Source organism: Thalassoroseus sp. (assembly GCF_984380535.1).
In genome coordinates, this window is the sequence record NZ_CFHRBF010000022.1 from 42,670 (window position 1) to 67,740 (window position 25,071).

Sequence of the window (25,071 nt, forward strand, 5' to 3'; positions counted from 1 at the left end):
TGCGGAAGATGGATTCGCCAAACGCATGAGCGAGTGTTGAAATGTGATTCGCGATACGGACAATGGAGAACCAAGTGGTGTGTCACCGGTTAAGGCAGAAATGTCTGTGACCGCTGGAATCGAAGTCGCATGACAATCCACTTTCAACCAGCAACTCTTTGAGGTATTAACCAATGTGGATTCAACGGTCGCAATGGGGGATCATGACGATCGCTCTCCTTCTCATGAATTCTTCAGCGTCTGCGGAGGATTTATCACTCACGCTGCGGACACAATTGAGGTCGCCGGCCGAGACGTTCGCCGCTCACGATCGACAAGAGAATTGGGACCCCAGTGAGACGGCAATTATTGTGTGCGACGTGTGGGACTTGCATCACTGTCAGAATGCGGTGAAGCGATTGGAGCAGTTTGCCCCCAGGTTGGATCGCGTGCTGCAGAAAGCCCGGTCTCAGGGCGTCACGATCATTCATTCCCCCAGTGACTGCATGGACGCCTACACGGATCACGCCGCACGTAAACGGGCCATCGAAACACCTGCGGCTGATGCCATGCCGTTCGAAATCGAAGCATGGTGCTCGGTGATCCCCACGGAAGAACGCGCCAACTACCCGATCGACCAATCGGATGGCGGCGAAGACGACGACCCACAACAACACGCCGCCTGGGCTGCGAAACTCAAGGAACTGGGTCGGAATCCGAATATGCCTTGGAAATCACAATCGTCTTTGATCACGATTGACGCTGAGCAGGATTTCATCAGCGATCGTGGCGACGAGGTTTGGAATATCCTCGAGAACCAAGGAATTCGGAACGTGATTTTGACCGGCGTGCATGTCAACATGTGTGTGCTGGGGCGACCATTCGGACTTCGGCAGATGGTCCGCAACGGCAAGAATGTCGTGCTAATGCGAGACATGACCGATGCGATGTACAACCCCAACCGTTGGCCGTATGTCAGCCATCACGAGGGTACGCGGCGGGTGATTTCACATATCGAGCGTTATGTGTGCCCGACGATTTCCAGTGATCAATTTCTCGGCGGGCAAGAGTTTCGCTTTTCGGATGAAGCCCCGAAATCGAGCGCAGCACGCGACAATGGGGAGAAAGAAAAATCCCATCAACACTGGGAGAACTTCGTTGTTCAAAGTGATGACGGTGACACAGCTCCCGCACGGTTTTCTAACGAAACGGGTCCGGCTTGGTATCGATGTGTGATTCGTGTCCCACAAACGTGGCTTAGTGATCAGCCGCTGACGTTGACATTTCCGTCCTCGACGGATGTGGGTACTTTGCACGGGTGGGTTAATGGCGTTCCGCTCGCGAAATCCGCGACGTTCAACAGCCTGACGATTGATCCAGACGCCATCACACCGAACGATGCCAGCTTGCTTGTGCTCAAAGTACAGAAAGGGAATCCATCGCCACTTTCGGCCCCGATACTGAGGGCGGATCGTCACCAGCTACGTCTGCAAGGTCGATGGCAAATCCGATTCGGTGAGGATCCCAGTTGGACAAATATGCCTTTGCCAGCCAAGTTCGGCACTACCACCGACATCGTTTTCCAGCCGGAATCGCCGCTGTTCACTGCTGTGCCGGTTACTCGGCCGGGAGAATTCACGCCAGGCATCGAGGGACCAGCATGCGATGCCAACGGAAACGTCTTTGCCGTAAACTTCGCCCAACAAGGCACGATCGGCCGCGTCTCTCCTGATGGGTTGGGAGAGGTGTTCGTTCGACTGCCGGCGGGCAGCGTTGGAAATGGGATTCGATTGACCACCGCGGGTGATTTCTTCGTTGCCGACTACACGCGGCACAACATTCTACGTGTGGATGCGAAGACGCGAAAAATTACGGTGCACGCTCATGAAGCAACGATGAACCAACCCAATGACATCGCAATCATGACCGACGGAACCCTCTTCGCGAGCGATCCGAATTGGGCCGACGGTAGCGGTCAGATTTGGCGAATCGACACGGATGGTTCAGTGACTAACGTCGCTAGTAAAATGGGGACAACAAACGGAATCGAAGTCAGCCCGGACGGAAAAACGCTGTATGTCAACGAAAGCCAACAACGCAAAATCTGGGCGTTTGCGATCACTTCTACGGGCGAATTAACCGGCAAACGCCTGGTGAAACAATTTGAAGACCATGGATTCGATGGCATGCGGTGCGACGTCGATGGGAATCTCTATGTCACACGGTACGGAAAAGGAACCGTCGTCAAGCTCTCACCATCAGGGAAGATTCTTCAAGAGATTCCGGTCCTTGGCACACGCCCGAGCAACCTCTGTTTTGGCGGCCCCGATGGTCGAACCGTTTATGTCACCGAAGTCGAGTTTACACGACTCGTGAAGTTTCGGGTCGATCGACCAGGACTCTCGTGGAGCCGTCTCCACAAAGCCAATCCGCAACCGTAGCGTGTCATAATGTGTTCTAGAAGAACTTCGTCAACGGTGTGCCGCCGTTGGCGATTGTGAAGGGGCGGCCATCAGGTGAGAAGATCTCCTCCTTGATCGGCAGCCCCAATGCATACGCGATCGTCGCGTTGAAATCTTGGACCGAAGTGGCATCGTCTTCGACATAGAACGCGTCGCTATCGGTTGAGCCGTGAACTTGACCGCCTTGAACGCCTCCGCCCGCGAGCAGACATGAGAAGGCAGCCGGGTGGTGGTCGCGACCAGAATTGGCATTCGGCTCCGGCTTGCGACCGAACTCGGTACCAAGCACGACTAGCGTATCGTCCAACAATCCTTTATCCGCCAAATCTTTGAGGAGCGTCGACAACACCGCGTCCAACTCACCGGCCTTTGGCGGCAAATTCTCGAACAGTTCGTTGTGATGGTCCCAACCACCCAGCGTGACTTCCACGAAACGCACATCGTGCTCGATCAAACGACGGGCAAGCAAACATCCCTGCCCGAACCGCGTATTTCCATACGATTTTTTGGCCGCCTCCGGTTCCTTGCTGATATCGAATGCCACAAGATCTTTGCTCTTGAGCAAGTTGATCGCATCTCGATACAGGTCGTCGTAGCCACGGACATCGGCAATTTTGGCTTTGCGTTTGAATACGGTGTCGAACGAGTCGATCAAATTCATTCGATGATCGAACTGGGCTTCGGAGAGGTATTTGGGAGAGGTCGTATTCTGTAACCCGTCGGCGGGGTCTCCGATCGGCACAGGTGCAAAGGCGGCTCCCAGATAACCGGGCCCGACGCCGCCACCAATGGAAACGCTAGGCGGAAGATCAGGATGTAACCGGCCGGACATTTTCTGCAACCACGCGCCCAATCCGGGATGGCGTGTGCTGGCGATTTGTTTGTAATTGGTTCGCATCAAGTAGCGTCCCTGCTCGTGCGCACCCGTTTCCGTGTTCAATGAACGCACGACAGCCAATTGTTTGGCCATGCGAGCCAAGTTCGGAAAGTGCTCGCTAAACTGCACTCCTGGGATCGCCGTCTTGATCGCTTTTGTATCCCCTTGCACGTCGCTATCGGGTTTGGGGTCGAACGTGTCGAGCTGACTCATCGCCCCTTCCATAAACAAGTAAATCACCTTGCGAGCCGGCTTCTTGCGTGTCGATTCTGACGCGAACACCGCGTTGTTCATGAGCGGGAGAATACTCACGCCCAGGCAACTCTTGGCCGCCGCGGTTAGGAAATCACGACGCGTCGGGCCATCCGCCTTTTGCAACCAATCGAACATCAAGGTATCTCCGATTTGAATTTCAACGACGATGAGTCGTGTGTACTACTGGATGAAGAGAAACTCGCGTGTATTGAGCAGTGCCCAAATGACGTTGCCAACGCCCGCAGCTCTGTTCTTCGCGATTTCTTGAGTGGCCATGGCCCGGTCCCGCTGCAGTGGCGGACGATTCAGAATGCTCAGAAAAATCACCTCCACGACTTCGTCAGCGGTCTTGCAAGCAGTGACTTCGTTGTAGAGTACCGAACCGCCTTCCAACATCATGTGGGTGACTGGGCCGTTGAACATCGTGAGAATTTGAGGAACCGTACCATCGGTGTTGCCGTCCGAAATGATCTGACGATCGCTTTGCCCGAACTGTCGCAGGAAATGCCCATCGGGCAACGGTTGCGGCAACTCGGATGCCCGCGCGAGCAACTGGCCTTTGTACAAATATTTTCGGCGGTCTTTGTTTTCTTCGTTCCGCCAATCTTGCTCGTCTTTGGCCTTCTGAATGAGTGATTCCGTCGTGATGGTCTGCGGATTCACGGCCACCGCTTGCAAGTATTCGACATCGTCAGGCCGTTGATATTGATCGGGGTTTTCGAGCGTCAAAGTTAGCAGCGAGTCCCAAACTTGCTCGGCTGTCATACGTCGCAAGATCGGCCCAGGAAAGTGGTATGCCTCCGTGGGCGGTAGTTCGTCGTAAGTGACTTCTCGCTGATACGCCCGTGTGCTGTAGATGATCCGCTGAAACTCTTTCAAATCGTAGTTCAGGCGTTTCATTTCCTCGACGAGAAACGCCATCAGTTCCGGATTCGACGCTTCGGTATCGTCACGCAAATCATCCTCGGGTTCGATAAGTCCGACTCCGAAAGCACGTTTCCACATTCGATTGGCAATCGTCATCGTGAACCGGGGATTATCCCGCGAGGTCACCCATTGTGCGAATGCCTCCCGACGCGTTTGTCCTTTCGTCATCTGCGGCATCGAGCCGAAAATGACCTGTTCCTTCACGACATCACCAGGTGAGGCGTCATCGTATGCGTAGTCGTGCGGGAATTTCAGTTTTTTGTAGGGATGCTCCCAGACCGCACTCCGATTGAGTCGCACAATCCGACGAGCCTGGCGACCTTCTTGCGTACCGATACTCAGTTCGTCATAGAACTTGCGTTGGTCGAACGTTTCTGGAACCTGCGGGTTGCCTTTCATGTTCGCCGGAACACGACCTGGTAATCGCGTCATCTCACCACCGACGAATGCCGCTAATTGATAGAACTCGCGTTGAGTCCAACGGTCGAACGGATGGTCATGACACTGGGCACAACCGATCCGTGTGCCGAGGAAGATTCGCACGGTGTTATCGAGATGGCCCAGAGGCATATTCGGATCGCGGAGCGTATATCCAACAGCCGGGTTATCGAAGATGCGGCCGTCAGCGGCCAGAATCTCGTGAACAAGTTCGTCGTAAGGCCGATTGTTTCGGAGTTCCTGTTTCAGCCATTCTCCGAACGGTCGCGTGTAAGTGTTGTTATCGGACCGGTCGACAATCCGCAGCAGATCCGCCATGTAATTGAACAAGTGACTGGCATAACCTGGTCGGTTCAGCAACTGGTCGACGACTCGTTGACGTTTCGTCGATGACTTCGAATTGATGAAGGACTGGGTCTGCTTGGCTGTCGGGATGGTTCCCACAATATCCAAGTAAACTCGACGGATAAACTGGGCATCGCTGGCGTCAGCATTGGGACTGAGATTGTGCTTGGCGAGGTTCTTCTCGATCAGACGATCGATCGTTGCCGCCGAAGCTTTGACGGCTTCCTTCTGGTCAGGATCGACCGGAGCAACCCGGATTTTCTCACTGGAATCCACAACCGGTAGGCGAGACTTTGGTGGTGTCTTTTTCGCACCCGCATTACGTTGAGCCGACCGATTGCGATTCTGGGCGGTCAACAAATCCGCATCGCCCGCAAGCAACGCACCAACCAGACACAGCAACAGCCAAAACCGAGCCCCAGTCATCGACATCTCCTGGGAGTAGATTCATTGAGAGAAATAGGGATACACCAGCCAACGCTTGAGCGTAACGAACCCTGCTTCGAAGAGGAAGTAGAAACTGCGAATTCTTCACTCTTGAGCCCGACCGCGGATTGTTCGTGACGGTTGATTGGGACGTTGTGAAGTCTCCGCAGCATTGATATATCAAGCCTCGCTGATCTATCATGCAAGACGCAGATTGCGTCCGAATTACTTACCGAGGATGGAAACTTCAGTTTATGTATGAACTTCGGATTCTTGTGATTGGCGTCATCGCGTGTAGTCGCGGTTTGGTGTGGGGTGCGGATCCGCTGTATTTCGAAAAAGACATTCGCCCGATTTTCCGCGAACACTGTTTCGATTGTCACGGTGCCACTGAAAAACTCGAAGGCAATCTGGATCTCCGGTTGGTTCGGTTGATGAAAAGCGGTGGTGATGCCGGTGCAGCGATCACACCCGGCAAGGCCGACGAGAGTTATCTGCTGGATCGTCTCCACAGTGGCGAAATGCCGCCCGGTGAAGGGAAAGTCCCGGCGGAACAAATTGAAACCATTGCTCAATGGATTGCCCAAGGCGCTAAAACCAGTCGCCCCGAACCGGAGAACATTGGCCCAGGTCTCGGGGTCACGCTGGAGGAGCGAAATTTCTGGTCGTTTCAGCCAATTCAGCGACCGAATCCACCGTCGATTTCTTCGTTTCCTGAATCGGCTCGTGTTCGCACGGAAGTCGATGCCGTTATCCAATCCGTCCCTGGTGCCCAGAAATTCGCGGATGATGTCGACCGTCGAGCCCTGATCGTCCGGGTCTATTTCGATCTCATCGGATTGCCACCGTCTCCGGAGGAACTGGCGAAATGGCTAAACGATCCGAGCGGCGATTGGTACGACCGGCTACTCACAGAGCTACTCGATTCGCCTCACTACGGAGAGCGTTGGGCGCGACACTGGCTGGATGTGGCTGGTTATGCCGACTCGGAAGGCTATACGGTAGCCGATGCCGATCGGCCATGGGCTTGGAAGTATCGTGACTGGGTCATTCGAGCCCTCAATGCCGACAAACCATTCGATCAATTCATCACCGAGCAACTGGCCGGTGACGAATTGATGGGGCCTCGCAACGGCGATTTGACACCGCAGCAGATTGATTTGTTGACCGCCACCGGGTTCCTCCGAATGGCCGCCGATGGTACCGGAAGCGGAGCGAACACCGTCGAAGGGCGAAACCAGGTCATGACCGACACCCTCAAAATTGTCGGCACATCGCTGCTGGGGTTATCCATCCAATGTGCCCAGTGTCACGACCATCGCTACGATCCGATCCCTCAAACCGACTACTACGCATTGCGAGCAGTGTTTGAGCCGGCCCTCGATTGGCAAGCGTGGAAGCCACCGCAAAGCCGACTGGTGTCTCTTTATACGGAAGAGGATCGAAAACGAGCCGCCGCTATCGAAACGGAAGTCCAGAAGATGGCGGCCGAGAAGTCGCAGAAGCAGGCTGAGTTCATTGAACAAGCGTTGGAACAAGAGTTGCAAAAGTTTGAGGAACCGTTACGGACAACACTTCGCGACGCTTACAAAACCACGAGCAAGGACCGAACCGACGAACAAAACGCGTTGCTCAAGAAACATCCTAGCGTCAACATCACCCCGGGAGTCCTCTATCAGTACCTCCCGAAAGCCGCTGAAGAACTTAAGACTTTCGACCAAAAAATCAACGAAATCCGTGCAAAGAAGCCACCTGAGGAATTCATTCGGGCACTTGTCGAACCGGCTGGACATGTCCCGGAAACGAAGCTGTTCCATCGTGGCGATCCCGCGCAGCCGAAGCAAGTCATCGAACCGGCCGGGTTAACCGTTACCACAATGGAAGCAGGCGACCGCACGTTTCCGCTGAATTCCGAGTCTCTGCCGACGACAGGGCGTCGCTTGGCATTCGCGAAATGGTTGACTGCCCCGGATAATCCGCTTTTCGCCCGCGTGATCGTCAACCGAGTCTGGATGCATCACTTCGGCAAAGGGCTTGTCTCCACCCCTGCGGATTTCGGGAAGCTCGGCAGCAAACCGTCGCATCCCGAACTCTTAGATTATTTGGCGAGTGAGTTTCAACAATCTGGGTGGAGCCTCAAGGCATTACACCGACTTATTCTGTCGTCGACAGTCTGGCGACAAGCCCGTGCATCGGATTCGGAATTTCGCCCGAGTTTGGCTCGTTTGGACGCGGAAATCATCCGCGACCGGATGCTTGCCGCTGCGGGACAACTCGATCGCACACTTTTTGGTCGTCCCTTGAACACGAAAGAAGACGAGACCGGCCAAGTCATCGTTGATGGAACCCAAACTCGTCGCAGTCTCTACATCCGTCAGCAACGTAGTCGACCGCTAGCGATGTTACAAACGTTCGACGCCCCTGTGATGGAAACGAATTGTGAAGTCCGTACGAACTCGACGGTCGCAACTCAATCGCTCATGCTGCTCAATGGGGAATTCATCCTCACCCAGTCAGCCAAACTCGCTGAACGGGCAATTCAAGAGGCAACCCCGTTGCCGAAAGAACAAATTGCCGCGTTGCCCGAATTCACTGCACGAAAAAGAAATTGGAAGTACGGCTACGGAAGTTTCAACCCCGAACTGAACCGCACGGAAGACTTTACCGCATTCACTCATTGGACCGGAGCCCAATGGCAGGCCGGCGAAACATTGCCCGATCCAAGCCTGGGTTGGGTGTTACTTAACGCTCAAGGCGGACACCCCGATGTCAGCAGCCGCGCTGTGATTCGTCGCTGGATTGCCCCTCACGATGTCACGATAACAATCGAAGGCAATTTGTCGCATGGTTCACCGCACGGCGACGGTGTTCGCAGCCGGATCATCTCCAGCCGACTTGGTAAGCTCGGGGAATGGACTATTCAGAATGCAACGACTGCAACTAACGTCACGAGCGTTGAAGTGAAAGCCCACGATACGATCGATTTCGTAACTGACTGTCGCGAGAATTTCACTTCAGACTCGTTTAGTTGGCCGGTCACGATTCGTGGTGCTTACCCGAAACAAGCGGAACGTGTTGTTTCATCTGTCGAAGAGTTTCAAGGCCCCCCAGCTTCCACCGAGGCATTAGCCGGTCAGGTCGTGAGAATCTGGCAGCTCGCCTATTGTCGCGAACCGTCCCCGAGTGAATTGGGAACAGCGGTCAACTTTCTCGCCCGCCAGATCGATCTCCTTCGCGACTCTCCTCAATATATATCAAGCAATCAAACAGCTGCGAGCCAGGCTCTCACAAGTCTTTGCCAAGTTGTCCTCAGCTCGAACGAATTCCTATATGTCGAGTAAGTCATCGAATATTACATACTCATAAGTTTCTGACTATTCCTACTTAGAACTGTCGCTGCTAGCAACCTCGCCTTTCCAGACCACTCCATCGACAAGGCCCCCCGATGAATTCGGACCATTCATCTCCACTCTCAAACTCCCGCCGGATGTTCTTGAAGCAAAACACGCTTGGGATAGGGAGCCTAGCCCTTGCCTGGCTTTTGCAGTCGGAAACAAGCTATGCCAAGCCCAAGAACTTGCCAAAAGAGAAACCCGCACTCGATCTCATACCGAAGCCTCCGCATCACCCACCGCAGGCCAAAGCGATGATTTCGCTGTTTCAACACGGCGGACCATCGCATATGGATCTGACCGATCCGAAGCCAATGCTCACGAAGTTCGATGGCACGGACTACGCGGAGGACATCGCCTATAGTTTTGTGAACGAAGCCAGCAAGAAACTCCTCGGCACGAAATGGAAGTTCTCCAAGCACGGCGAGTGTGGAATGGAATTGTCCGAACTCCTGCCGGAGACTGCTAGCATTGCTGATGACATCTGTCTCATCCGCAGCATGCACACCGGAGCAAATGGGCACGAGGTTTCCATCAGATACTTTCATGGCGGAATCCCGGGTGTGCTAGGACGTCCGCACTATGCGTCATGGTTGCTCTACGGCCTCGGATCAGAAACCCAAGAACTGCCTGCTTATCTAGTCCTGACCGACCCCGCAGGTCACCCTGTGGATGGTGTTAACAATTGGTCTAGCGGTTTCATGCCGCCACTTTACCAAGGCACGGTCTTACGCCCTAAAGAGCCACGCATCCTCAACCTGGATGCTCCACCTCATCTACGAGGTGAGCCGCAGCGTCAGAACTTAGAATTCTTACAAGCACTCAACAAAGAACATGCAAAGCGTTTCCCAGGCGAACAGGAACTCAATGCTAGAATTTCTAGCTACGAGTTGGCAGCACGAATGCAAACTGCCGCTCGCGAAGCACTAGACATTTCTCAAGAAACACAAGCGACTCAAAAACTCTACGGCATCGATGACGCAACCACCAAGGAATATGGCACACGCTGCCTGATTGCAAGACGACTTGTCGAACGTGGTGTGCGATTTGTGCAACTGTTTCTCGCTGGTCAACCTTGGGACAATCATAGTGGACTTGTCACGGCCCTTCCGAACATTTGCCGACGCACTGATAAACCATCAGCCGGTCTCGTCAAGGATCTCAAACAACGGGGCATGCTAGACGAAGTCATTGTGCACTGGGGCGGTGAAATCGGTCGACTACCCGTCACACAGAATCAAGGAGCCCCGGAAAGACATGGTCGCGACCACAATGGCCAGGGTTTCAGTATCTGGATGGCAGGTGGTGGCATCAAGCCAGGTATGACCTATGGTGCGACCGACGATTTTGGACACAAAGCCATCGAGAACATCGTTACCCCGAACGACTATCAAGCCACCTTGTTGCACCTCTTCGGACTTGACCCAGAAAAACTTGTTTACACAAACAACGGACAAGAACAACAACTCACCGCCGGACGAAACGCTCGCGTCGTTCAAGAAATCCTCAAATGAACGTTTAGCGGCTCAAGTATCGCCAACAATATCAGCACACCTAAAATTTTTACCTAGAAGTCTTCAAACTCCTAGCTTTCAAAAGCAGACGCGCTCCGACATCTTTCACGGTCACTCAAACCGCACAACGGTGCAGCTTTCAAGAGGACACGAAATCTCGATGAAAACACTGCCGATGAAACTGGCGATCCTAGCGGGTCTTCTCTTAGCCGCGCGACCAAATGCAAACGGAGCCGATGGCGAATTCCCGATACACTCGAATTTGAAAGCTGGTGTTGCAAAGGTCGATATAACGCCGTCCGATGTTCGCGACTTTGAAGTCACTGGGCACCGACGAAAAGTGACCGGCGTTCGCGACCCGCTGCGTGCGGGAGTTCTCGTTCTGAATGATGGTGAAACTTGGGCTGCCATCGTGACGCTCGATACGATAGGCGCATGGGATGAGATGGTTCAACTCGCCCGCGGTCGCATTGAAGAACTGACCGAGATCCCAGCGGCGAACATCCTAGTGGCCGCTTCTCACAATCATTCGGGGCCGGCATTCGAAGCGGACTCCGAATGGGGACGAGCACTCATCGAGAAGATTGGCAATGCCGCTAAAGACGCGACTCGTTCTATGCAGACAGTCAACGTAGGCTACGGCGAAGACCAGATCAACTTTGGGATCAATCGTCGGAAAGTCATCAATGGCCGGGCCGTCGTACGACTTAATCCCGAGGGCCCAAACGATCCGCGTGTCAAAGTCTTGCGATTCGATAACGGCACATCCCTGACACCGATGGCAGTTCTGATGCATGCTGTTTGTCACCCGTGTTTTTTCACGTGGGGAGACAAAGGAACGCAACCCTACCCCGAGGGCTATCCTCGAATGAGTGCCGACTTCCCGGGCGAAGCCCAGTCCTTTGTCGAAATGTGTTACGGCGGCAAAACGAGTTCGCTATTTTTGCAAGGTTGTGCTGGTGACATTCGCCCGAATCTTCCGGGGTATCCATATCGATGTGCCGATGAGGCTGACATTCAATGGGCAGGACGGGATCTTGGAAGTGCTGTCATCAAAGCCTTGGCTCGCAACGTCACTCGTGAGCAGTTGAGAACACGTGAAGACTTTTACCGTATTCGGGTCGCTAGCAAGACGGTCTCGCTTCCGGGCAAAGAAGGTCGCATTGATGCAGAACTTATGGCACTCAAGATTGGCCCGTACCTGTTCCTCACAATGCCGGGTGAACCGATGGTGGAATATGGATTCAAACTCGAACGGGACATCGCCGATCGTGCCATCCCGATCATCGTCGGATACGCGAACGGAAACATCGGCTATATACCGACGGAAACGTCCTACCAAGTTGGTGGCTACGAGCCGAATACATCCAAACTCGTCCCGGAAGCAGAGTCGATCATCATCGGCGAACTCGGCGGACTTGCGGACCAGGTTGTTGGCGACGTCTTTGCTTCGTTCTCGAAGCATCCTCGCGATATCGAGCGTCGCGAGAAACTTCAGAAGACTCAAGAGAACTCTAGTACCGAACCCTAAAATCTATGCCAACAACACCCGTCGACGAAGAACAACGAAGAGCCTACTGGACGGAACAAATGGAACTCGGCTACCAGATGGTCGAGCAACTTATGGATTTCCCGGTTGAGGAATGTGGCGAGCCGTTTGCGTCGATTCCAGATGCGGCGACATCCGCCAATGTTCCAATCGAATTTTCTCGATCAAAAATCGCTGGTGACCTGGATCGCATTTACTTCATTCGAAAAAGTCTCGTCCACGATGTCATTGCGATCGCCAAGGCGATGCATACACGCGGTTGGGTCTTGAAAATTGAAGACGGCTATCGCTCAATCGAGATGCAGCGTGCGTTGGTCCGTAAACCAGCGGTTTTTGATGCGGTTTTGCAAAAGTGCATTTGGGAAAATGGCGGAGAGATTCCCACGGAAGAGTTCGTGTTCCGACGGGCGATTGTTATGGTCGCCAATGCGCCGAAGATTGGAACTCACATGTCCGGTTCCGCAATTGACATCTCCGTGATCGACCAGCACACCGGCAATGAAGTTTGGCGTGGGGGACCTTATCTCGAGGTCAGCGAAAAGACGCCCATGCGATCGCCGTTTATCACCAGCGCCGAACTTGAGAACCGTCTTGCCATCACCGAAATCATGGAATCGAACGGCTTCATGCACTTTCCGTTCGAGTTCTGGCATTTCAACAAGGGCGATGCCGGCGATCACATTTTGAACTCGAAACCCGAGCCTGCGCGATTCGGCCCAGTTCACTGGAATCGTGAGACGAATGAAGTCACTCCGATTTCAGATCCCCGACAGCCGCTCAACCCGCTCCATATCATCGAGCAAGAAATCTCAGCTTCTCTAGAACGACTCCAGACTCACCGCTGAATGAGACGGACATTGCAGAGAAAATCTTTGTCTAGCAATGCCCGTTGCATCGAACCGAAAACCGAACGAAGTTCTAGGGTTTTACGTCGGCAGTTTCCGACGCGATTCTTAGCTTCCAGTTCTCGACTTCCGTGCCTTTCAAGTCCGCGTGACTGAGCAAGAAATAGAGTCGCTGGGTTGCTTCGCCTTCCGGTGACGTCCGGAAGATATTCCGGAGAAAGTACGGCGGAATCGATTGGTAATACAAGGTCGCTCGGACTTGTAACCGCTTAGGATCGATATTCTCGGGTAGCGAAATCCGGTAGGTCACTGTGTCCGATCCACTTCCATTCTGGTATTGAGGATCGTGAGCCGCTCGCCCCACGGGATAAGTGGCTTCTAAATACCGACCCGTCAAAGCGGGATCGGGGCCATTTGCAGTCCAACCAAGCGGGAGCAACCGATTGTCTTTGCGAGTACTGCAACCATGAATAAAGCTCGTTGTGAAACTATTCTTTCCATTGCACAAAAGTGATTCATAGATTTGGACTTGCTTGGGTGACGTGATCTGAATGTGGTGCTGCTGAAATGCAGCCGTGTTGTTGCCATTGGGTTCGAAGAACTCGGATTTCAGTGGATGGCCGTCTTCATCCACGATGACTCCCAGAGAATTCGTTCGCCCGGAACTCCAGACAATCCGCTCTTCGCCATCCGCGGACTCAGGGCGTTCAATCACAAGCAATTCCAAAAATGCACGGCGGAATCCGACGCCGGTCGGAAAGCGATGACCGGCTTTATTGATCACGGTAACTTCCGCTTCCAAGCCTTCAGTCGCATTCCAATGAGTTGCGAGTTTCAAGTCGGCCGTTTTCTCACGAGCGGTTTTCAGGAACTCTTGGCGGGCATGCTCGATGTCATGTTTCGACCCCGTCATATAGTCATCTGTTCGCACACCTAACACATCATCGAATTGCTCGAAGAGTTCCAGTAAGAACAGATTGAGTCCCGAAAAATTGTGTCGACGAAAACCTTTTTCACGAACCGGGACATTGAGTTTCTTGTGGGAAGCGAGATTCTCGGCGTCGGGATAGGTTGTGTCCTGAATGATTGCCATTCGTGTGGCTAGTGTATCGAGTTGGATTCCATGTTCCTCATCCACGAGGTCCTTCGACATATGACAGTCTTGGCAAGACTTGGCCTGTGGATTCTGTGTTTTGAACTCGTTCTCGAAAGCGCTATTGAGCCATTCTAGATACGTCGCTTGTTCGACGTGATGATGAAAGTTCGTGAATTCTTTGACGACTTGAGATTCGTTGAGTTCATCATGGTGCTCAGCGGGAATCGGTGTATCGACCGACGGAAGTGTGACCGTATGACACGAACCACACATCTGAGACGACTGCAAAAATGGACTATGTTTTGGCGTAATGCCGAGTGCGTGTTGCATCGGATATTGCGTAATCTCGTCATCCTTGAACGGTCCATAAACTTCGTTCTTCGGGCCGAAATATAAGTTCCCAGTCACCGAAGTTTCTAAGAAGAATTGCAAGTACGGACGATCGTCATCAGCGGGTTGGGGACGTTGTTGCATCCGGTGACACACCATACAGCTAATGCCCTCTCTGGCGAGTGCACCGTACTCGGAATCTCCTTGCCCGATGTGTTCACTGTCGGCCGCGATCGCTTCGCACATTTCTTGCGAGAATGTGTCGCATTTGGCGAGTTCATTCTCCTGTTTTTGATCGCAGTGAAATTGGTGACGCCCCATCGCACCATGACATTTCAAGCACGTATCTTGGAGAACATTCTGCAGTCGCAAAGCTGTCTCCGGCGAATCGCCGAATTCTTGCGCGAGCAACTTTCGCTCACTCTCGAGTTGTGCATGGAAGATCGGATCACGACCAGCTAAGCCCATTGGTGTCCAGCGCCATTCGCCGTAGGGAGAAATGTTCCATCCCTCCGCACCGTAGGACGTCGATTCTCCCGTCGGGACAAACATGGTCGGGCCATAGGGCTTCATCAGACCGGCATGGCAACTCATGCATTGATTCGAAGTGACAAACTCCTGACACGGATCGCGTTTCTTGACGGCCCAGTCATGTGTCACAGGTGGTAATTTACTGACAGAGTTCAGCCCGACCGGTTTGACTTCACCGAAGAAATCCAAGAACTCCTGATTCACCGACGCAGTGCACAGACTCACTGTCCCCGATTTCGTGCATTGCGGGTGAGAACCGTTCGCTTCTCCCACCTCTTTGAGCGAAACGTTTTTGACGTCACTCACGAATTCTGCAATAGGGTCTGCTTCAGGTTTCGATTCGGTTCGCCACGAGTCGTCAACACGAAACAGAATGGGTTCGCCGGGGTACCCTTTAATATTCCTTAAAGCGGCAAACGTGTATTCGTTCGCTGCACTTGACGGTTCCGCACCGGGGGTTTCTGTCGATGCGTGACAACGGACACAGTACAGACCGAAACCGGAGATCGGATGGGAAAAGTCTTTGTGGTTATCCACGACCTCTTGATCGCGACCGGGATTGCTCCAGAACCAACCATCGTGCGATCCCTTCGAATCTTTCACCATGACCGTCCATGATTCGAGCGATTCCCAGAGTTCTTTCTCCGATTTGCCAATGTGTCGAGCGGCCGGTGGCGGATATTGCTCTTTGATGATCATGGCTCCGTCCGGCAATGCGTCTTTTCGGCCACCTTCTAGCCACGTTATGACTTCCGGCGAATAAAAAACGCGGACAGCCGGGTGCGTACCGTGATACTCGCCATTCAGAAAAGGGCCGGTGTCACGAACGTGTTTGTCTTGCCCCCACCCAGACCGATCATATTTTCGTTGCTGCAGAAACGCGAAAAGCTGTTGTTCAAACTCTGGAACCGACAAACTGCTCGGGGTCGGCAATTGACTGGCCCAATTCCCTTTGGCTTGAAACTTCGGAGGCAGAAGATTCACCGGATTGGAACCGGACGACGGGGATTCCTTTGGCTCACTCCCGAGTAACCAGGCAGCGATCCCCAAGCCCACAATTGCGGACAGAGTTGTCGTAGCAATTCGTCGCATGCTTCCGTGACTCGGCATCCGTGACCCCATCGTTTTACTCCAGATTCCTGACGTAACCGCCCTTATCGATTCTATCGGCAGAACCCCGCTAGCAAGAGCAGATTCGCCCCGAAAAGAACAACAAGGGGAAATAGGCAAAGTTTGCGGCTACGAAAATGTTTCGCACTTCGCAGGAAATGCGGCGAACAGGCGAAAGAGACTGCTAGACGGAGCCTTCAATTTTCCAGCCTGTTTCCTGTTCGATCTCCAGCAAGCGATTGTATTTCGCCAATCGTTCGGACTGAGAAATTGAGCCGACTTTGATGAAATCTCCGCTCCACCCCACTGCAAGGTCCGCCAACCAGTTGTCTTCGGTTTCGCCACTCCGTGCACTAATCACGACTTGCCAACCGGCTTCGACCGCCAATCGCCGTGCTTCGGCCGCCTCGGTCAGCGTACCGATTTGATTCACTTTCAGCAGAAGCGTATTGGCAGCCTTTTCGGCGACCGCTCGTCGGATCCGTCCAGGATTTGTACAGAGTAAATCGTCTCCGACAACGCGGACATCCTCACCATGACGCCCGACGAAGGACGTCCAATTTTGCCAATCTTCCTCGGCGAGACCGTCTTCCATACTGACGATTGGATACGAAGTGACCCAATGCGAGAGCAGGTCAATCATCTCTGTTCCTGTTCGATCCTGCCCATCGAGTGTGTAGGTTCCATCACTCTCGAAGTGACTCGATGCGACATCGACCGCAAGTTGAATTCGGTCGGTCAGTCCGGCTTTGGCAATCGCTTCGACCGCAAGTTCGAACATCTGATCACAATTTGTGCAAGGTGGCGCAAGCCCTCCTTCATCTGCCGTGAGAAGTCGCATACCGTACCGTTCCCGACAGATATCTGCCGCGGTTTGATAGACTTCGTAAGTCATTTCTAACGATTCCGTCACGGAATCCGCAATGGGCACCACGAGAACATCCTGAATCGCGACCTGCCCGCCGGCATGTTTCCCGCCACTGAACAAGTTGATCGAAAGCCGTGGTAAGCGACGCGGCTGCAAATCGAATTGCTCGGCCACGTGTTGGTAGAATGGCACACCAATCGACTTCGCAACCGCCCGACAAAATGCGAGTGAACAACCTAAAATCGCATTTGCGCCAAGTCGGGATTTGTTGGTTGTCCCGTCGAGTTCGAGCAGTGCTTCGTCTAATTGTCGTTGCGTTTGGCACTCGGCATTTGCTAGGTGCGAAGTAATCAGAGATTCAACGTGTGAAACAGCCGATCGACACCCTAGCCCGCGATAACGGTTCCTATCCCCATCACGAAGCTCGAGTGCTTCCGCTTTTCCAGTTGACGCCCCAGAGGGGACCGACGCCGATGCTTTCACACCATCAGCAAGCTGACAAGTCACTTGCAGCGTTGGACGGCCACGACTGTCTAGAATTTCAATCGCATGAAAAGAGTCAATCGTAGGCACATTGAGTCCCTGTATACTAGCACATCGATAAGCATTGCAGACGAAGATCAAAAGTTCGATCGCGAATCGAACGACTCGCCGTGTTAAGTTATCAACTCCTCGAAGTGTTGACAAAGCTCAGCGATTGTCCAGCAGTCGCGATTCATGATTTTAACGACGGCCGCAGCTTGACGATCTCGTTCCGTTTCCGAGAGGTATTCCAAAGGGGATCGACCGCGGACTCGTGCGAGTAAACAACCGAGCGTTTGACGAACAACCCGAGCTTCGAGTTCTTCAGCCCACAATTGTTCATAGACCGAGGCAAGGTAGTGTCTCATCCATAGTTTCGCCGCTGACAGGAATGCTTCCCGTTGCGTGTGCAGATGATGCGACTTGCTAATGAGGTGCGTGAGAAAGAAACCACAGTCAAAACTCGGGTCGCCCCAATGAACGACTTCATAGTCGAGCAAAACGAGTCGATTGTCTCTAACAAGTATGTTTTTCGGACTATAGTCCCCATGAACTAACGTCTGGACTGTTGAACGAGTTTGATCGATTAGTCGATTGAGAAACAGACTCGCATCGGGCACCTGCTGTGCTGTATACGCATAGTATGGTTCAAGCCGGAGGGACTCGAAGAACAATCGATCCGAAAACTCGCTTTGCAACAGCGCGTGGCGGCTAGCGGATTCCATATGAATCGCAGCCAGCATGTCGCCTGATCGTCGAATTAACTGTTCGTCGATTTGGCCGGTTAATAAGAGTTGTTTCCAGTTGTCGTGCGGTTTTGCGATGGCTGACATTGCAAACAGGTAGTGTTTCGCATCTTCGAACACGTACTGCGGAACGTCTCCGGGTTTCAGCAATGTCTGCAGCGTGCGAAGTCCAGCAGCTTCCCGCCGGATTCTTGCTGGATCACAATACCAATCGGCCTCGACACGAAGCTTACTCAAAGATTGCTTAACAACCCAACTCGGCCCAGCTTTTCGATGCACGAGTACCGTCCGATTGGAAACTCCACCAGCGAGCACTTCGAATTCCACCGATTCATCGTCTGCCAAATAGCCGGCTTGGCGAAGATAATCCTGGAACTCTGCTGGTTGCTCAATGTTCATTATGATGGACTCGACTCAGTCTCTCGAAAGAACACCGCTAGCCAAACAGTCGGTTGATCCGGTGAAGTCCACTCGACCCGATGCTTTTGATGGGGAGGAATCAGAAGGTAATCGCCCGGTGTCAATTTCTGAGTTGGACCGTCAGCCAACATCAACTTCGCCTCACCCTGCAAAACGACGACCCATTCGGCCTCGGACTGATCGTACCAAAAGTTCTCATCGGACGCATGACCCGTGGAGACAATTCGCTCGATTCGAACGTGCTCACTCTCCGCCAGGACTGTGACTAGTTCATCTGGCAACTTGGTGGGGAGGTCCGAAATGAGATTGGTCATCCCTGGTCCTTTAAATACTGAAACCTTGGCACTTGTTGACCTCCTACGTCGACGGTCTCGCGAAACATCGAGAGCGGACGCACCCATAAACTTTTCTCGCCATAATCTTGGCGATAAACAACGAGTTCTTCTTCCGTCTCACTATGTCGCGCGACCCCGAGGACAAGATATTCATTGCCCTTGTAGTGTTTGTAGCGGCCAGCCTCGATACTCATCTTTTTATCCCTGATGCAGTCCACAGGTAATATGTTGCCAATAGTGCGGATCATATCGCTTTGATCGCAACTTCGAAACTTCGCTCTTGAGCCACCACGACCAGTGTTTCGAGTCGCAAAAAACTATCCCGCTGGTCAACGCACGACCTTCGTCACAAGATGGCAAATTGTTCGTACAGGTTCTTCACAAGCCGCGATTGTGATCTCAAATCATGATCGGTGTAGCGTCCTGGGCTTCAATCGTTTTTAATATGCATGAATCTCTATGTGACAATTTCTCTCGCCCGCTTACCTGCCAGCTAGGTCGTTCTTTCCAAAAAACGGTGCCATCCCCATGAGTCTTCGAACACTTGCCCTGCTGATTTGCCCGACGTTAATGCTGACCCTGTCGAATCCGGTCGTCGGCCAAGAGACGGGCAACCCTTTCACCCTTGAACGAACGATTGCCACGCAAGGCTTTGACGGCGATTTTTGTTGGGTCCATGCACGGGCCGGCGCGGTGCCGATTGCTGAGGCGTCAAACCCAGTCGTCGTGATGACGTTGCAAAAGCTGCAACTGTCCGGCTCAGACGTGTTCTACGCGTTGAATGACATGCGGACGACCGACGGCAGTCGCACCTGGACCCGCCCGGTCGAACACAAGTCGTTTGCCCGTGTTCCGTTTTCGTTCGACGGGCACGACGATTTGGAGATCACCGTGTGCGACTTCTCTCCCAAATGGCATGCGAAGACAAAGAAACTTCTCGGTGTTGGTCATACTGTCGTCTATGAGGATAACCGTGTTCGAAAGGTCCGTCCGCGAGCAGTGGCATATGCAGTCTACGACGTTGAACACGCGAAATGGGCACCGTGGCGAACCGTTGAATTGCCGGACGTCCCGAAGTTCGAAAATGCGGGGTCCGGCTGCACACAGCGATTCGACCTCGCGAACGGTGACATTCTCCTGCCGATCTACTTCAAGGAAATCGGCGAACAGCAGTACTCGTCGACCGTCCTCCGCTGCAAGTTCGATGGCGAAACGCTCCGTTACGTGGATCATGGCAGCGAACTGACTGTGCCAGTCAAACGCGGACTGGCCGAGCCCTCAGTCACGGAATTTGGCGGACGATACTATCTGACCATGCGAAACGACGACCATGGTTATGTCTCCGTCAGTGAGGGAGACGATTCACTGTCGTTTTCCGCTCCGAAGAAATGGACTTTCGACGACGGCACCGACCTCGGCAATTACAATACCCAACAGCATTGGGTACGACATCCAGAACATGGATTGTGGCTCGTGTACACACGGAAAGGAGCGGGGAACGATCATGTGTTTCGACATCGCGCTCCTCTATTCATCGCGAAAGTTGATCCGCAGAAGTTGCACGTAATCCGTTCGACCGAACAAATCCTTGTGCCCGAGAAAGGAGCACGTCTGGGAAATTTTGGAGTGACGGAAGTCAGCGACAACGAAACTTGGGTGACCGTCACCGAGTGGATGCAGGGGCCGGCCCCGCATCCTCACGATCCACGACCGTTAGTTGCACGAGGGGCAGATAACCGCGTTTGGGTCGCAAAACTCAAGTGGCCGAGCAAGCCGTAATTTCCCAAGGCTCAAGTTAACACATAATGAATACTTGATAGATGCCGCTTCCGATGCAACGATAACATCTACATCCGTGAAACTCGTTTTCACAGATGACAGTCACCGCCACGAAGGGGTCGTGAACACCCTCAAAACGTGCAAGTCCGCTTGCGGATCACCGTTCGAGTATTTGATCAATATGCAGAAAACTTTTTGCCCACAAAAATCAGCAACCACCACGATTCGGATCATCATTGTCGTTGCAGCCGGAATTGCCGGCGGCGTTTCGTCGACACGTGTGTACGCGACTGACGACGATGTCACGTTCTACACGGAACACGTGAAACCACTGTTGAGCGAACGGTGTTACGCGTGTCACGGGGCGTTGAAACAAGAAGGAAATCTCCGCCTCGACACCGCGAAATCCATCGTTTTGGGCGGTGATTCTGGCTCTCCAATCGATCGGGAGACCGTCGAAAACAGCTATTTGTTAGAACGTATTTCCGAGACCGACCCAGCACTGCGGATGCCACCCGAACACGAGGGCGAAGCACTCTCCGCAAAGCAAATCGACGTTTTTCGGCAATGGATATCTTCCGGTGCGAAAGGCCCGGCCGACGAACAACCCGAGGCCGATCCACGGGATCATTGGGCATTTCAACGAATCGTTCGTCCCGAAGTTCCAGCGATACAATCCGATTGGGTCCGTAATCCGATCGATGCTTTTGTGGCGGTTCGACACCGACAACACGAGCTGACCCCGCAACCGACCGCCACTCGATTGGTCTTGCTGCGACGTCTGTATCTTGACCTGATTGGAGTTCCACCAACTGCCGCTGAAATTCGCGTCGTCATCAAGGACACGTCGCCTGATTGGTACGCCGGAGTGGTCGAGCGACTCCTCGATGATCCGCGTTATGGAGAGCGGTGGGGTCGTCATTGGATGGATATCTGGCGATACAGTGATTGGTGGGGATTGAATCAGCAGCTTCGCAACAGTCAAAAACACATTTGGCATTGGCGAGACTGGATTGTGGAATCTCTCAACGAGGATATGCCCTACGATGAGATGGTGCGGCTCATGCTGGCAGCCGACGAACTTCATCCGACAGATTCCGACAAACTTCGTGCCACCGGCTACTTGGCCCGCAACTTCTTCCTGTTCAACCGGGCTCCGTGGATGGAAGAAACCGTTGAGCACGTCGGGAAAGGATTTCTGGGCATCACGCTGAATTGTGCCCGCTGTCACGATCACAAATTCGATCCGTTCCCCCAAGAAGACTTCTACCGCATGCGGGCGATTTTCGAGCCCTATCAGGTGCGGCTCGATCTTGTTCCCGGCGAGACCGATTTCACTCGCGATGGCGTTCCACGAATTTACGATTCCCTGATCGACCAGCCCACGTATCTCTACATCCGTGGTGACGAACGCATGCCGGACAAATCCGCCGACATCCAGCCGGGCATCCCGGGTGTCCTGGCGTTCGATGAGTTTACCGTCGAGCCAGTGTCGCTCCCCGAGGAAGCCACGCAGCCGGAACGACGTGCAGGTGTCCTCGAGTCATACATTTCAGCCGCGGAAAAGAAGGTCGATACCGCAAGTCGGAAACTTCAGGAACTGCGTAGCAAGCAAGACGACTCGGAAAATAAGAATTCGTCAGGTGAATTGCACCGAGCGGAACTCGAATTTGCCGTTGCCAATGCTGAGCTTGTGAGCGTCAAGCAGCGAGTGAACGCCGTCCGTGCAAGCCCGGGTGACGGAGACCGCGAAGCCATTGCCTCGGCTGTTCGCAGCGAACGTGAACTCGCGGTTGCCGAGGCCCGGCTCAAGCTAGAGATTGCCCAGCAGAACCTGACCAAAGCGAAAGACGATCAAAAAGACAACGCGGAAAAAGCCGTCGCCTCGGCTCAGGAATCGCTCACGCAGGCAGAAAAGACATTGAATACACCGGTTGCCGACGCCGGAACATTCACGCCTTTCGTGGGTGCAAAATGGTCGGCGACACGTTTCCAGAATTCCGGGAAAGACGATCCGCAGCCACCAACACCTTCGACAAGCACGGGACGACGGACTGCATTGGCGAACTGGATCACAGACCGCCGCAACCCATTAGCGGCTCGTGTCGCGGTCAACCATATTTGGACGCGGCACCTAGGCCAGCCACTCGTGCCGACAATGTTCGATTTCGGCCGTAAAGGAACTCCGCCCACTCACCCACAACTTCTCGACTGGCTCGCCGCCGAGTTTATCGAGAGCGGCTGGAGTATGAAGCATCTGCATCGACTCATTGTGACGTCGAACACCTACCGCATGGGTTCAACCAATGCAGACGCCAACGAGAACATGAAACGCGATCCGGAGAACCGCATTCTCTGGCGACGCATGCCGATCCGGTTGGAGTCGCAAGTCGTGCGGGACTCACTGTTGTCACTTGCGGGAACGCTAGATACGACCATGGGCGGTCCGCCGGTGCCGACCAACGAGCAAGCAAACTCCACACGGCGAAGTCTTTATTTCTTCCACTCCAACAACGAACGCAACCAGTTTCTGACGACGTTCGATGAAGCACTCGTCAAGGACTGCTATCGACGCGAGCAAAGCATCATCCCCCAACAGGCGCTTGCCCTGACGAACAGTAAACTCGTCCTGGATGCCGCCGAACAAATCGCCACGCGAATCACGAAAAACGCGTCGACGAATGAAGAATTTATCCGGGACGCATTCCGTCTGCTGCTGGGAATTGAGGCCGCTGATCGTGAAATCTCCGCATGCCGACAAGCGATGGCCGAGTGGCAATCGTTACCGGAAAAAACCGAACGAGACGCTCGCGTTAATCTTGTTTGGGCGCTCGTCAACCACAACGATTTCGTCACGCTTCGCTGAGTGACCTGAGGAAACTCTAATGAATAGTCGTCGTACTTTTTTGGCCGACCTCGGCATGGGCTTTACCGGGCTTGCGCTCGGTGCCCTGCTCCAACGTGACGGGGTCGCCAAGGAACACACCTGGACTCCGCCAACCGGCCAACCGCACTTCACTCCGAAAGCGAAAAGTGTCATATGGCTGTTCATGAATGGGGGCGTCAGCCAAGTTGAAAGCTTCGACCCCAAACCGATGCTCAACAAGTACGGGGGAAAGACCATTGCGGAAACCCCGTTCGCTGACGCACAAGACCCTGAAAAATTGGCTCTCGAACGCCTCGTCGTTCCCGATGGTAATGGCAACCAACGCAACACGCTGTACCCCCTGCAAGCTGGTTTCAAAAAACATGGTGAAAGCGGCATCGAAATCAGCGAGTGGTTCCCGCACCTTGCGAGTCAGGCCGACAAACTCGCTGTCGTGCGATCGATGTGGACGACCGACAGCAATCACGGAGCCCAAACCCAATTTCATTCCGGACGACATCGCAATGAAGGCGACTTCCCAACTCTTGGTGCCTGGGTGCATTACGGTTTAGGATCGCTCAATGAAAATCTTCCGCAATTCATTTCAATTGGAAAGCGGGAGTATTGGAACAAGCGAGACGGCCACTATCTGGGCCCATCGCACGATGCCGTGCCGCTGCGAATCGATCCTAAGAATCCCTTGAATTACAGCCGTCCCGCACGGGAGTTTCAGCTAAAGGAGCGAGATATCGGCGAACGCTTGATCGGTCAATTAAACTCCATCCGCGGCGTCGAGTACCCCGATGACCCCGCGATGACCGCCCGGATCGCGTCTTACGAACTCGCTTTCCGGATGCAACAATCCATCCCAGACGCCGTCAATTTTGCCCAGGAGACAGCCGAAACCCAAGAACTGTACGGCATCAATCAAGCCCACTCAAAACAATTCGGCATGCAGTTACTCGCGGCCCGCCGTCTCGTTGAACGAGGGGTGCGGTTTATCCAAATTCAACACGGCGGTGGTGGAGCAGGTGCATGGGATGCTCATCGTGGATTGAAAGCCAACCATGCCAAAAATGCCTTGGCAGTTGACCAGCCCATTGGCGGCTTGCTCGCAGACCTTGATCAGCGAGGACTCCTCGACGAAACGCTTGTCGTGTTTGCATCCGAATTTGGTCGCACACCTGGTTCGCAAAGTTCAGACGGTCGCGATCACCACATTTTTGGCTTCTCGGTGTGGATGGCGGGTGGCGGTCTGAAGCGAGGCGTCGTGCATGGTGCGACCGACGAGATCGGCTTTCACGCCGTCGAGGACCGTCACTATGTGACGGACATCCATGCGACCATCCTGAAACAACTTGGTCTCGATTCCCGTCAGTTGGAAATCCCCGGACGAAAGCGGCTCGACATCGATCACGGTAAACCGATCGATGCGATTATTGCCTGAGCGAAGATCAAC

15 protein-coding genes are annotated in these 25,071 nt (G+C 53.6%); 8 read left to right on the forward strand and 7 right to left on the reverse strand.

The annotated features are described in order from the left end of the window. Positions 1-173: 173 nt before the first annotated feature. Positions 174-2,420 carry an SMP-30/gluconolactonase/LRE family protein gene (locus tag AC5DDB_RS25755; RefSeq protein WP_491742637.1) on the forward strand — a complete coding sequence of 749 codons (2,247 nt, stop codon included), beginning with the start codon at positions 174-176 and terminating at the stop codon, positions 2,418-2,420. Between the two features lie 16 nt (positions 2,421-2,436). Here the strand turns inward: AC5DDB_RS25755 and AC5DDB_RS25760 are convergent, their stop codons facing one another. Beyond that, a complete protein-coding gene (locus AC5DDB_RS25760; protein WP_491742638.1) occupies positions 2,437-3,708 on the reverse strand; it encodes a DUF1501 domain-containing protein in 1,272 nt (423 codons plus the stop codon). 45 nt (positions 3,709-3,753) lie between these two features. Further along, the gene (locus AC5DDB_RS25765; RefSeq protein ID WP_491742639.1) at positions 3,754-5,709 is read right to left on the reverse strand and encodes a DUF1549 domain-containing protein; all 1,956 of its coding nucleotides are present in this window, start codon (positions 5,707-5,709) and stop codon (positions 3,754-3,756) included. 254 nt (positions 5,710-5,963) lie between these two features. Here AC5DDB_RS25765 and AC5DDB_RS25770 point away from each other — a divergent pair, with 254 nt between their 5' ends. The 4 genes from AC5DDB_RS25770 (at position 5,964) to AC5DDB_RS25785 (ending at position 13,009) form a co-directional block, all read left to right on the forward strand. Then, on the forward strand, positions 5,964-9,050 hold the full coding sequence (locus AC5DDB_RS25770) for a DUF1553 domain-containing protein (protein WP_491742640.1): 3,087 nt from the start codon (positions 5,964-5,966) through the stop codon (positions 9,048-9,050). 104 nt (positions 9,051-9,154) lie between these two features. Next, a complete protein-coding gene (locus tag AC5DDB_RS25775; protein WP_491742641.1) occupies positions 9,155-10,615 on the forward strand; it encodes a DUF1501 domain-containing protein in 1,461 nt (486 codons plus the stop codon). Positions 10,616-10,775: 160 nt separating this feature from the next. Continuing rightward, on the forward strand, positions 10,776-12,146 hold the full coding sequence (locus tag AC5DDB_RS25780; RefSeq protein ID WP_491742642.1) for a hypothetical protein: 1,371 nt from the start codon (positions 10,776-10,778) through the stop codon (positions 12,144-12,146). A 5-nt stretch (positions 12,147-12,151) separates the two neighbouring features. Then, complete coding sequence (locus AC5DDB_RS25785) at positions 12,152-13,009, forward strand: M15 family metallopeptidase (RefSeq protein WP_491742643.1); 858 nt, start codon at positions 12,152-12,154, stop codon at positions 13,007-13,009. A gap of 73 nt (positions 13,010-13,082) precedes the next feature. Here AC5DDB_RS25785 and AC5DDB_RS25790 read toward each other — a convergent pair whose 3' ends face one another. The 5 genes from AC5DDB_RS25790 to AC5DDB_RS25810 form a co-directional block, all read right to left on the reverse strand. After that, entirely contained in the window at positions 13,083-16,058 is a 2,976-nt protein-coding gene (locus tag AC5DDB_RS25790) for a hypothetical protein (protein WP_491742644.1), read from the reverse strand. A gap of 202 nt (positions 16,059-16,260) precedes the next feature. Continuing rightward, positions 16,261-17,517 carry a phosphopyruvate hydratase gene (gene eno / locus AC5DDB_RS25795; protein ID WP_491742645.1) on the reverse strand — a complete coding sequence of 419 codons (1,257 nt, stop codon included), beginning with the start codon at positions 17,515-17,517 and terminating at the stop codon, positions 16,261-16,263. Between the two features lie 83 nt (positions 17,518-17,600). Then, on the reverse strand, positions 17,601-18,611 hold the full coding sequence (locus AC5DDB_RS25800; RefSeq protein WP_491742646.1) for a phosphotransferase family protein: 1,011 nt from the start codon (positions 18,609-18,611) through the stop codon (positions 17,601-17,603). Beyond that, positions 18,611-18,946 (reverse strand): cupin domain-containing protein, encoded by a 336-nt coding sequence (locus AC5DDB_RS25805; RefSeq protein WP_491742647.1) that lies wholly within the window; start codon positions 18,944-18,946, stop codon positions 18,611-18,613. The genes AC5DDB_RS25800 and AC5DDB_RS25805 overlap by 1 nt, the downstream gene beginning before the upstream one ends. Next, positions 18,943-19,161: a DUF1653 domain-containing protein gene (locus tag AC5DDB_RS25810; protein ID WP_491742648.1), complete on the reverse strand. Its 219-nt coding sequence runs from the start codon at positions 19,159-19,161 to the stop codon at positions 18,943-18,945. The genes AC5DDB_RS25805 and AC5DDB_RS25810 overlap by 4 nt, the downstream gene beginning before the upstream one ends. 334 nt (positions 19,162-19,495) lie before the next feature. Here AC5DDB_RS25810 and AC5DDB_RS25815 point away from each other — a divergent pair, with 334 nt between their 5' ends. From AC5DDB_RS25815 to AC5DDB_RS25825, 3 genes are all read left to right on the forward strand, one after another. Beyond that, positions 19,496-20,746 (forward strand): sialidase family protein, encoded by a 1,251-nt coding sequence (locus AC5DDB_RS25815; protein WP_491742649.1) that lies wholly within the window; start codon positions 19,496-19,498, stop codon positions 20,744-20,746. A gap of 181 nt (positions 20,747-20,927) precedes the next feature. Then, a complete protein-coding gene (locus AC5DDB_RS25820) occupies positions 20,928-23,612 on the forward strand; it encodes a PSD1 and planctomycete cytochrome C domain-containing protein (protein ID WP_491742650.1) in 2,685 nt (894 codons plus the stop codon). A gap of 19 nt (positions 23,613-23,631) precedes the next feature. Further along, positions 23,632-25,059 carry a DUF1501 domain-containing protein gene (locus tag AC5DDB_RS25825; RefSeq protein ID WP_491742651.1) on the forward strand — a complete coding sequence of 476 codons (1,428 nt, stop codon included), beginning with the start codon at positions 23,632-23,634 and terminating at the stop codon, positions 25,057-25,059. Positions 25,060-25,071 lie beyond the last annotated feature (12 nt).

Excerpts from the sequence above, each read along its gene's own strand:
- AC5DDB_RS25815 (WP_491742649.1), top strand. The coding sequence starts at position 19,496 with ATGAGTCTTCGAACACTTGCCCTGCTGATTTGCCCGACGTTAATGCTG.
- AC5DDB_RS25810 (WP_491742648.1), bottom strand. The coding sequence starts at position 19,161 with ATGAGTATCGAGGCTGGCCGCTACAAACACTACAAGGGCAATGAATAT.
- AC5DDB_RS25775 (WP_491742641.1), top strand. The coding sequence starts at position 9,155 with ATGAATTCGGACCATTCATCTCCACTCTCAAACTCCCGCCGGATGTTC.
- AC5DDB_RS25765 (WP_491742639.1), bottom strand. The coding sequence starts at position 5,709 with ATGACTGGGGCTCGGTTTTGGCTGTTGCTGTGTCTGGTTGGTGCGTTG.
- AC5DDB_RS25790 (WP_491742644.1), bottom strand. The coding sequence starts at position 16,058 with ATGCGACGAATTGCTACGACAACTCTGTCCGCAATTGTGGGCTTGGGG.
- AC5DDB_RS25770 (WP_491742640.1), top strand. The coding sequence starts at position 5,964 with ATGTATGAACTTCGGATTCTTGTGATTGGCGTCATCGCGTGTAGTCGC.
- AC5DDB_RS25800 (WP_491742646.1), bottom strand. The coding sequence starts at position 18,611 with ATGAACATTGAGCAACCAGCAGAGTTCCAGGATTATCTTCGCCAAGCC.
- AC5DDB_RS25805 (WP_491742647.1), bottom strand. The coding sequence starts at position 18,946 with ATGACCAATCTCATTTCGGACCTCCCCACCAAGTTGCCAGATGAACTA.
- AC5DDB_RS25785 (WP_491742643.1), top strand. The coding sequence starts at position 12,152 with ATGCCAACAACACCCGTCGACGAAGAACAACGAAGAGCCTACTGGACG.
- AC5DDB_RS25820 (WP_491742650.1), top strand. The coding sequence starts at position 20,928 with ATGCAGAAAACTTTTTGCCCACAAAAATCAGCAACCACCACGATTCGG.
- AC5DDB_RS25755 (WP_491742637.1), top strand. The coding sequence starts at position 174 with ATGTGGATTCAACGGTCGCAATGGGGGATCATGACGATCGCTCTCCTT.
- AC5DDB_RS25760 (WP_491742638.1), bottom strand. The coding sequence starts at position 3,708 with ATGTTCGATTGGTTGCAAAAGGCGGATGGCCCGACGCGTCGTGATTTC.
- AC5DDB_RS25780 (WP_491742642.1), top strand. The coding sequence starts at position 10,776 with ATGAAAACACTGCCGATGAAACTGGCGATCCTAGCGGGTCTTCTCTTA.
- AC5DDB_RS25825 (WP_491742651.1), top strand. The coding sequence starts at position 23,632 with ATGAATAGTCGTCGTACTTTTTTGGCCGACCTCGGCATGGGCTTTACC.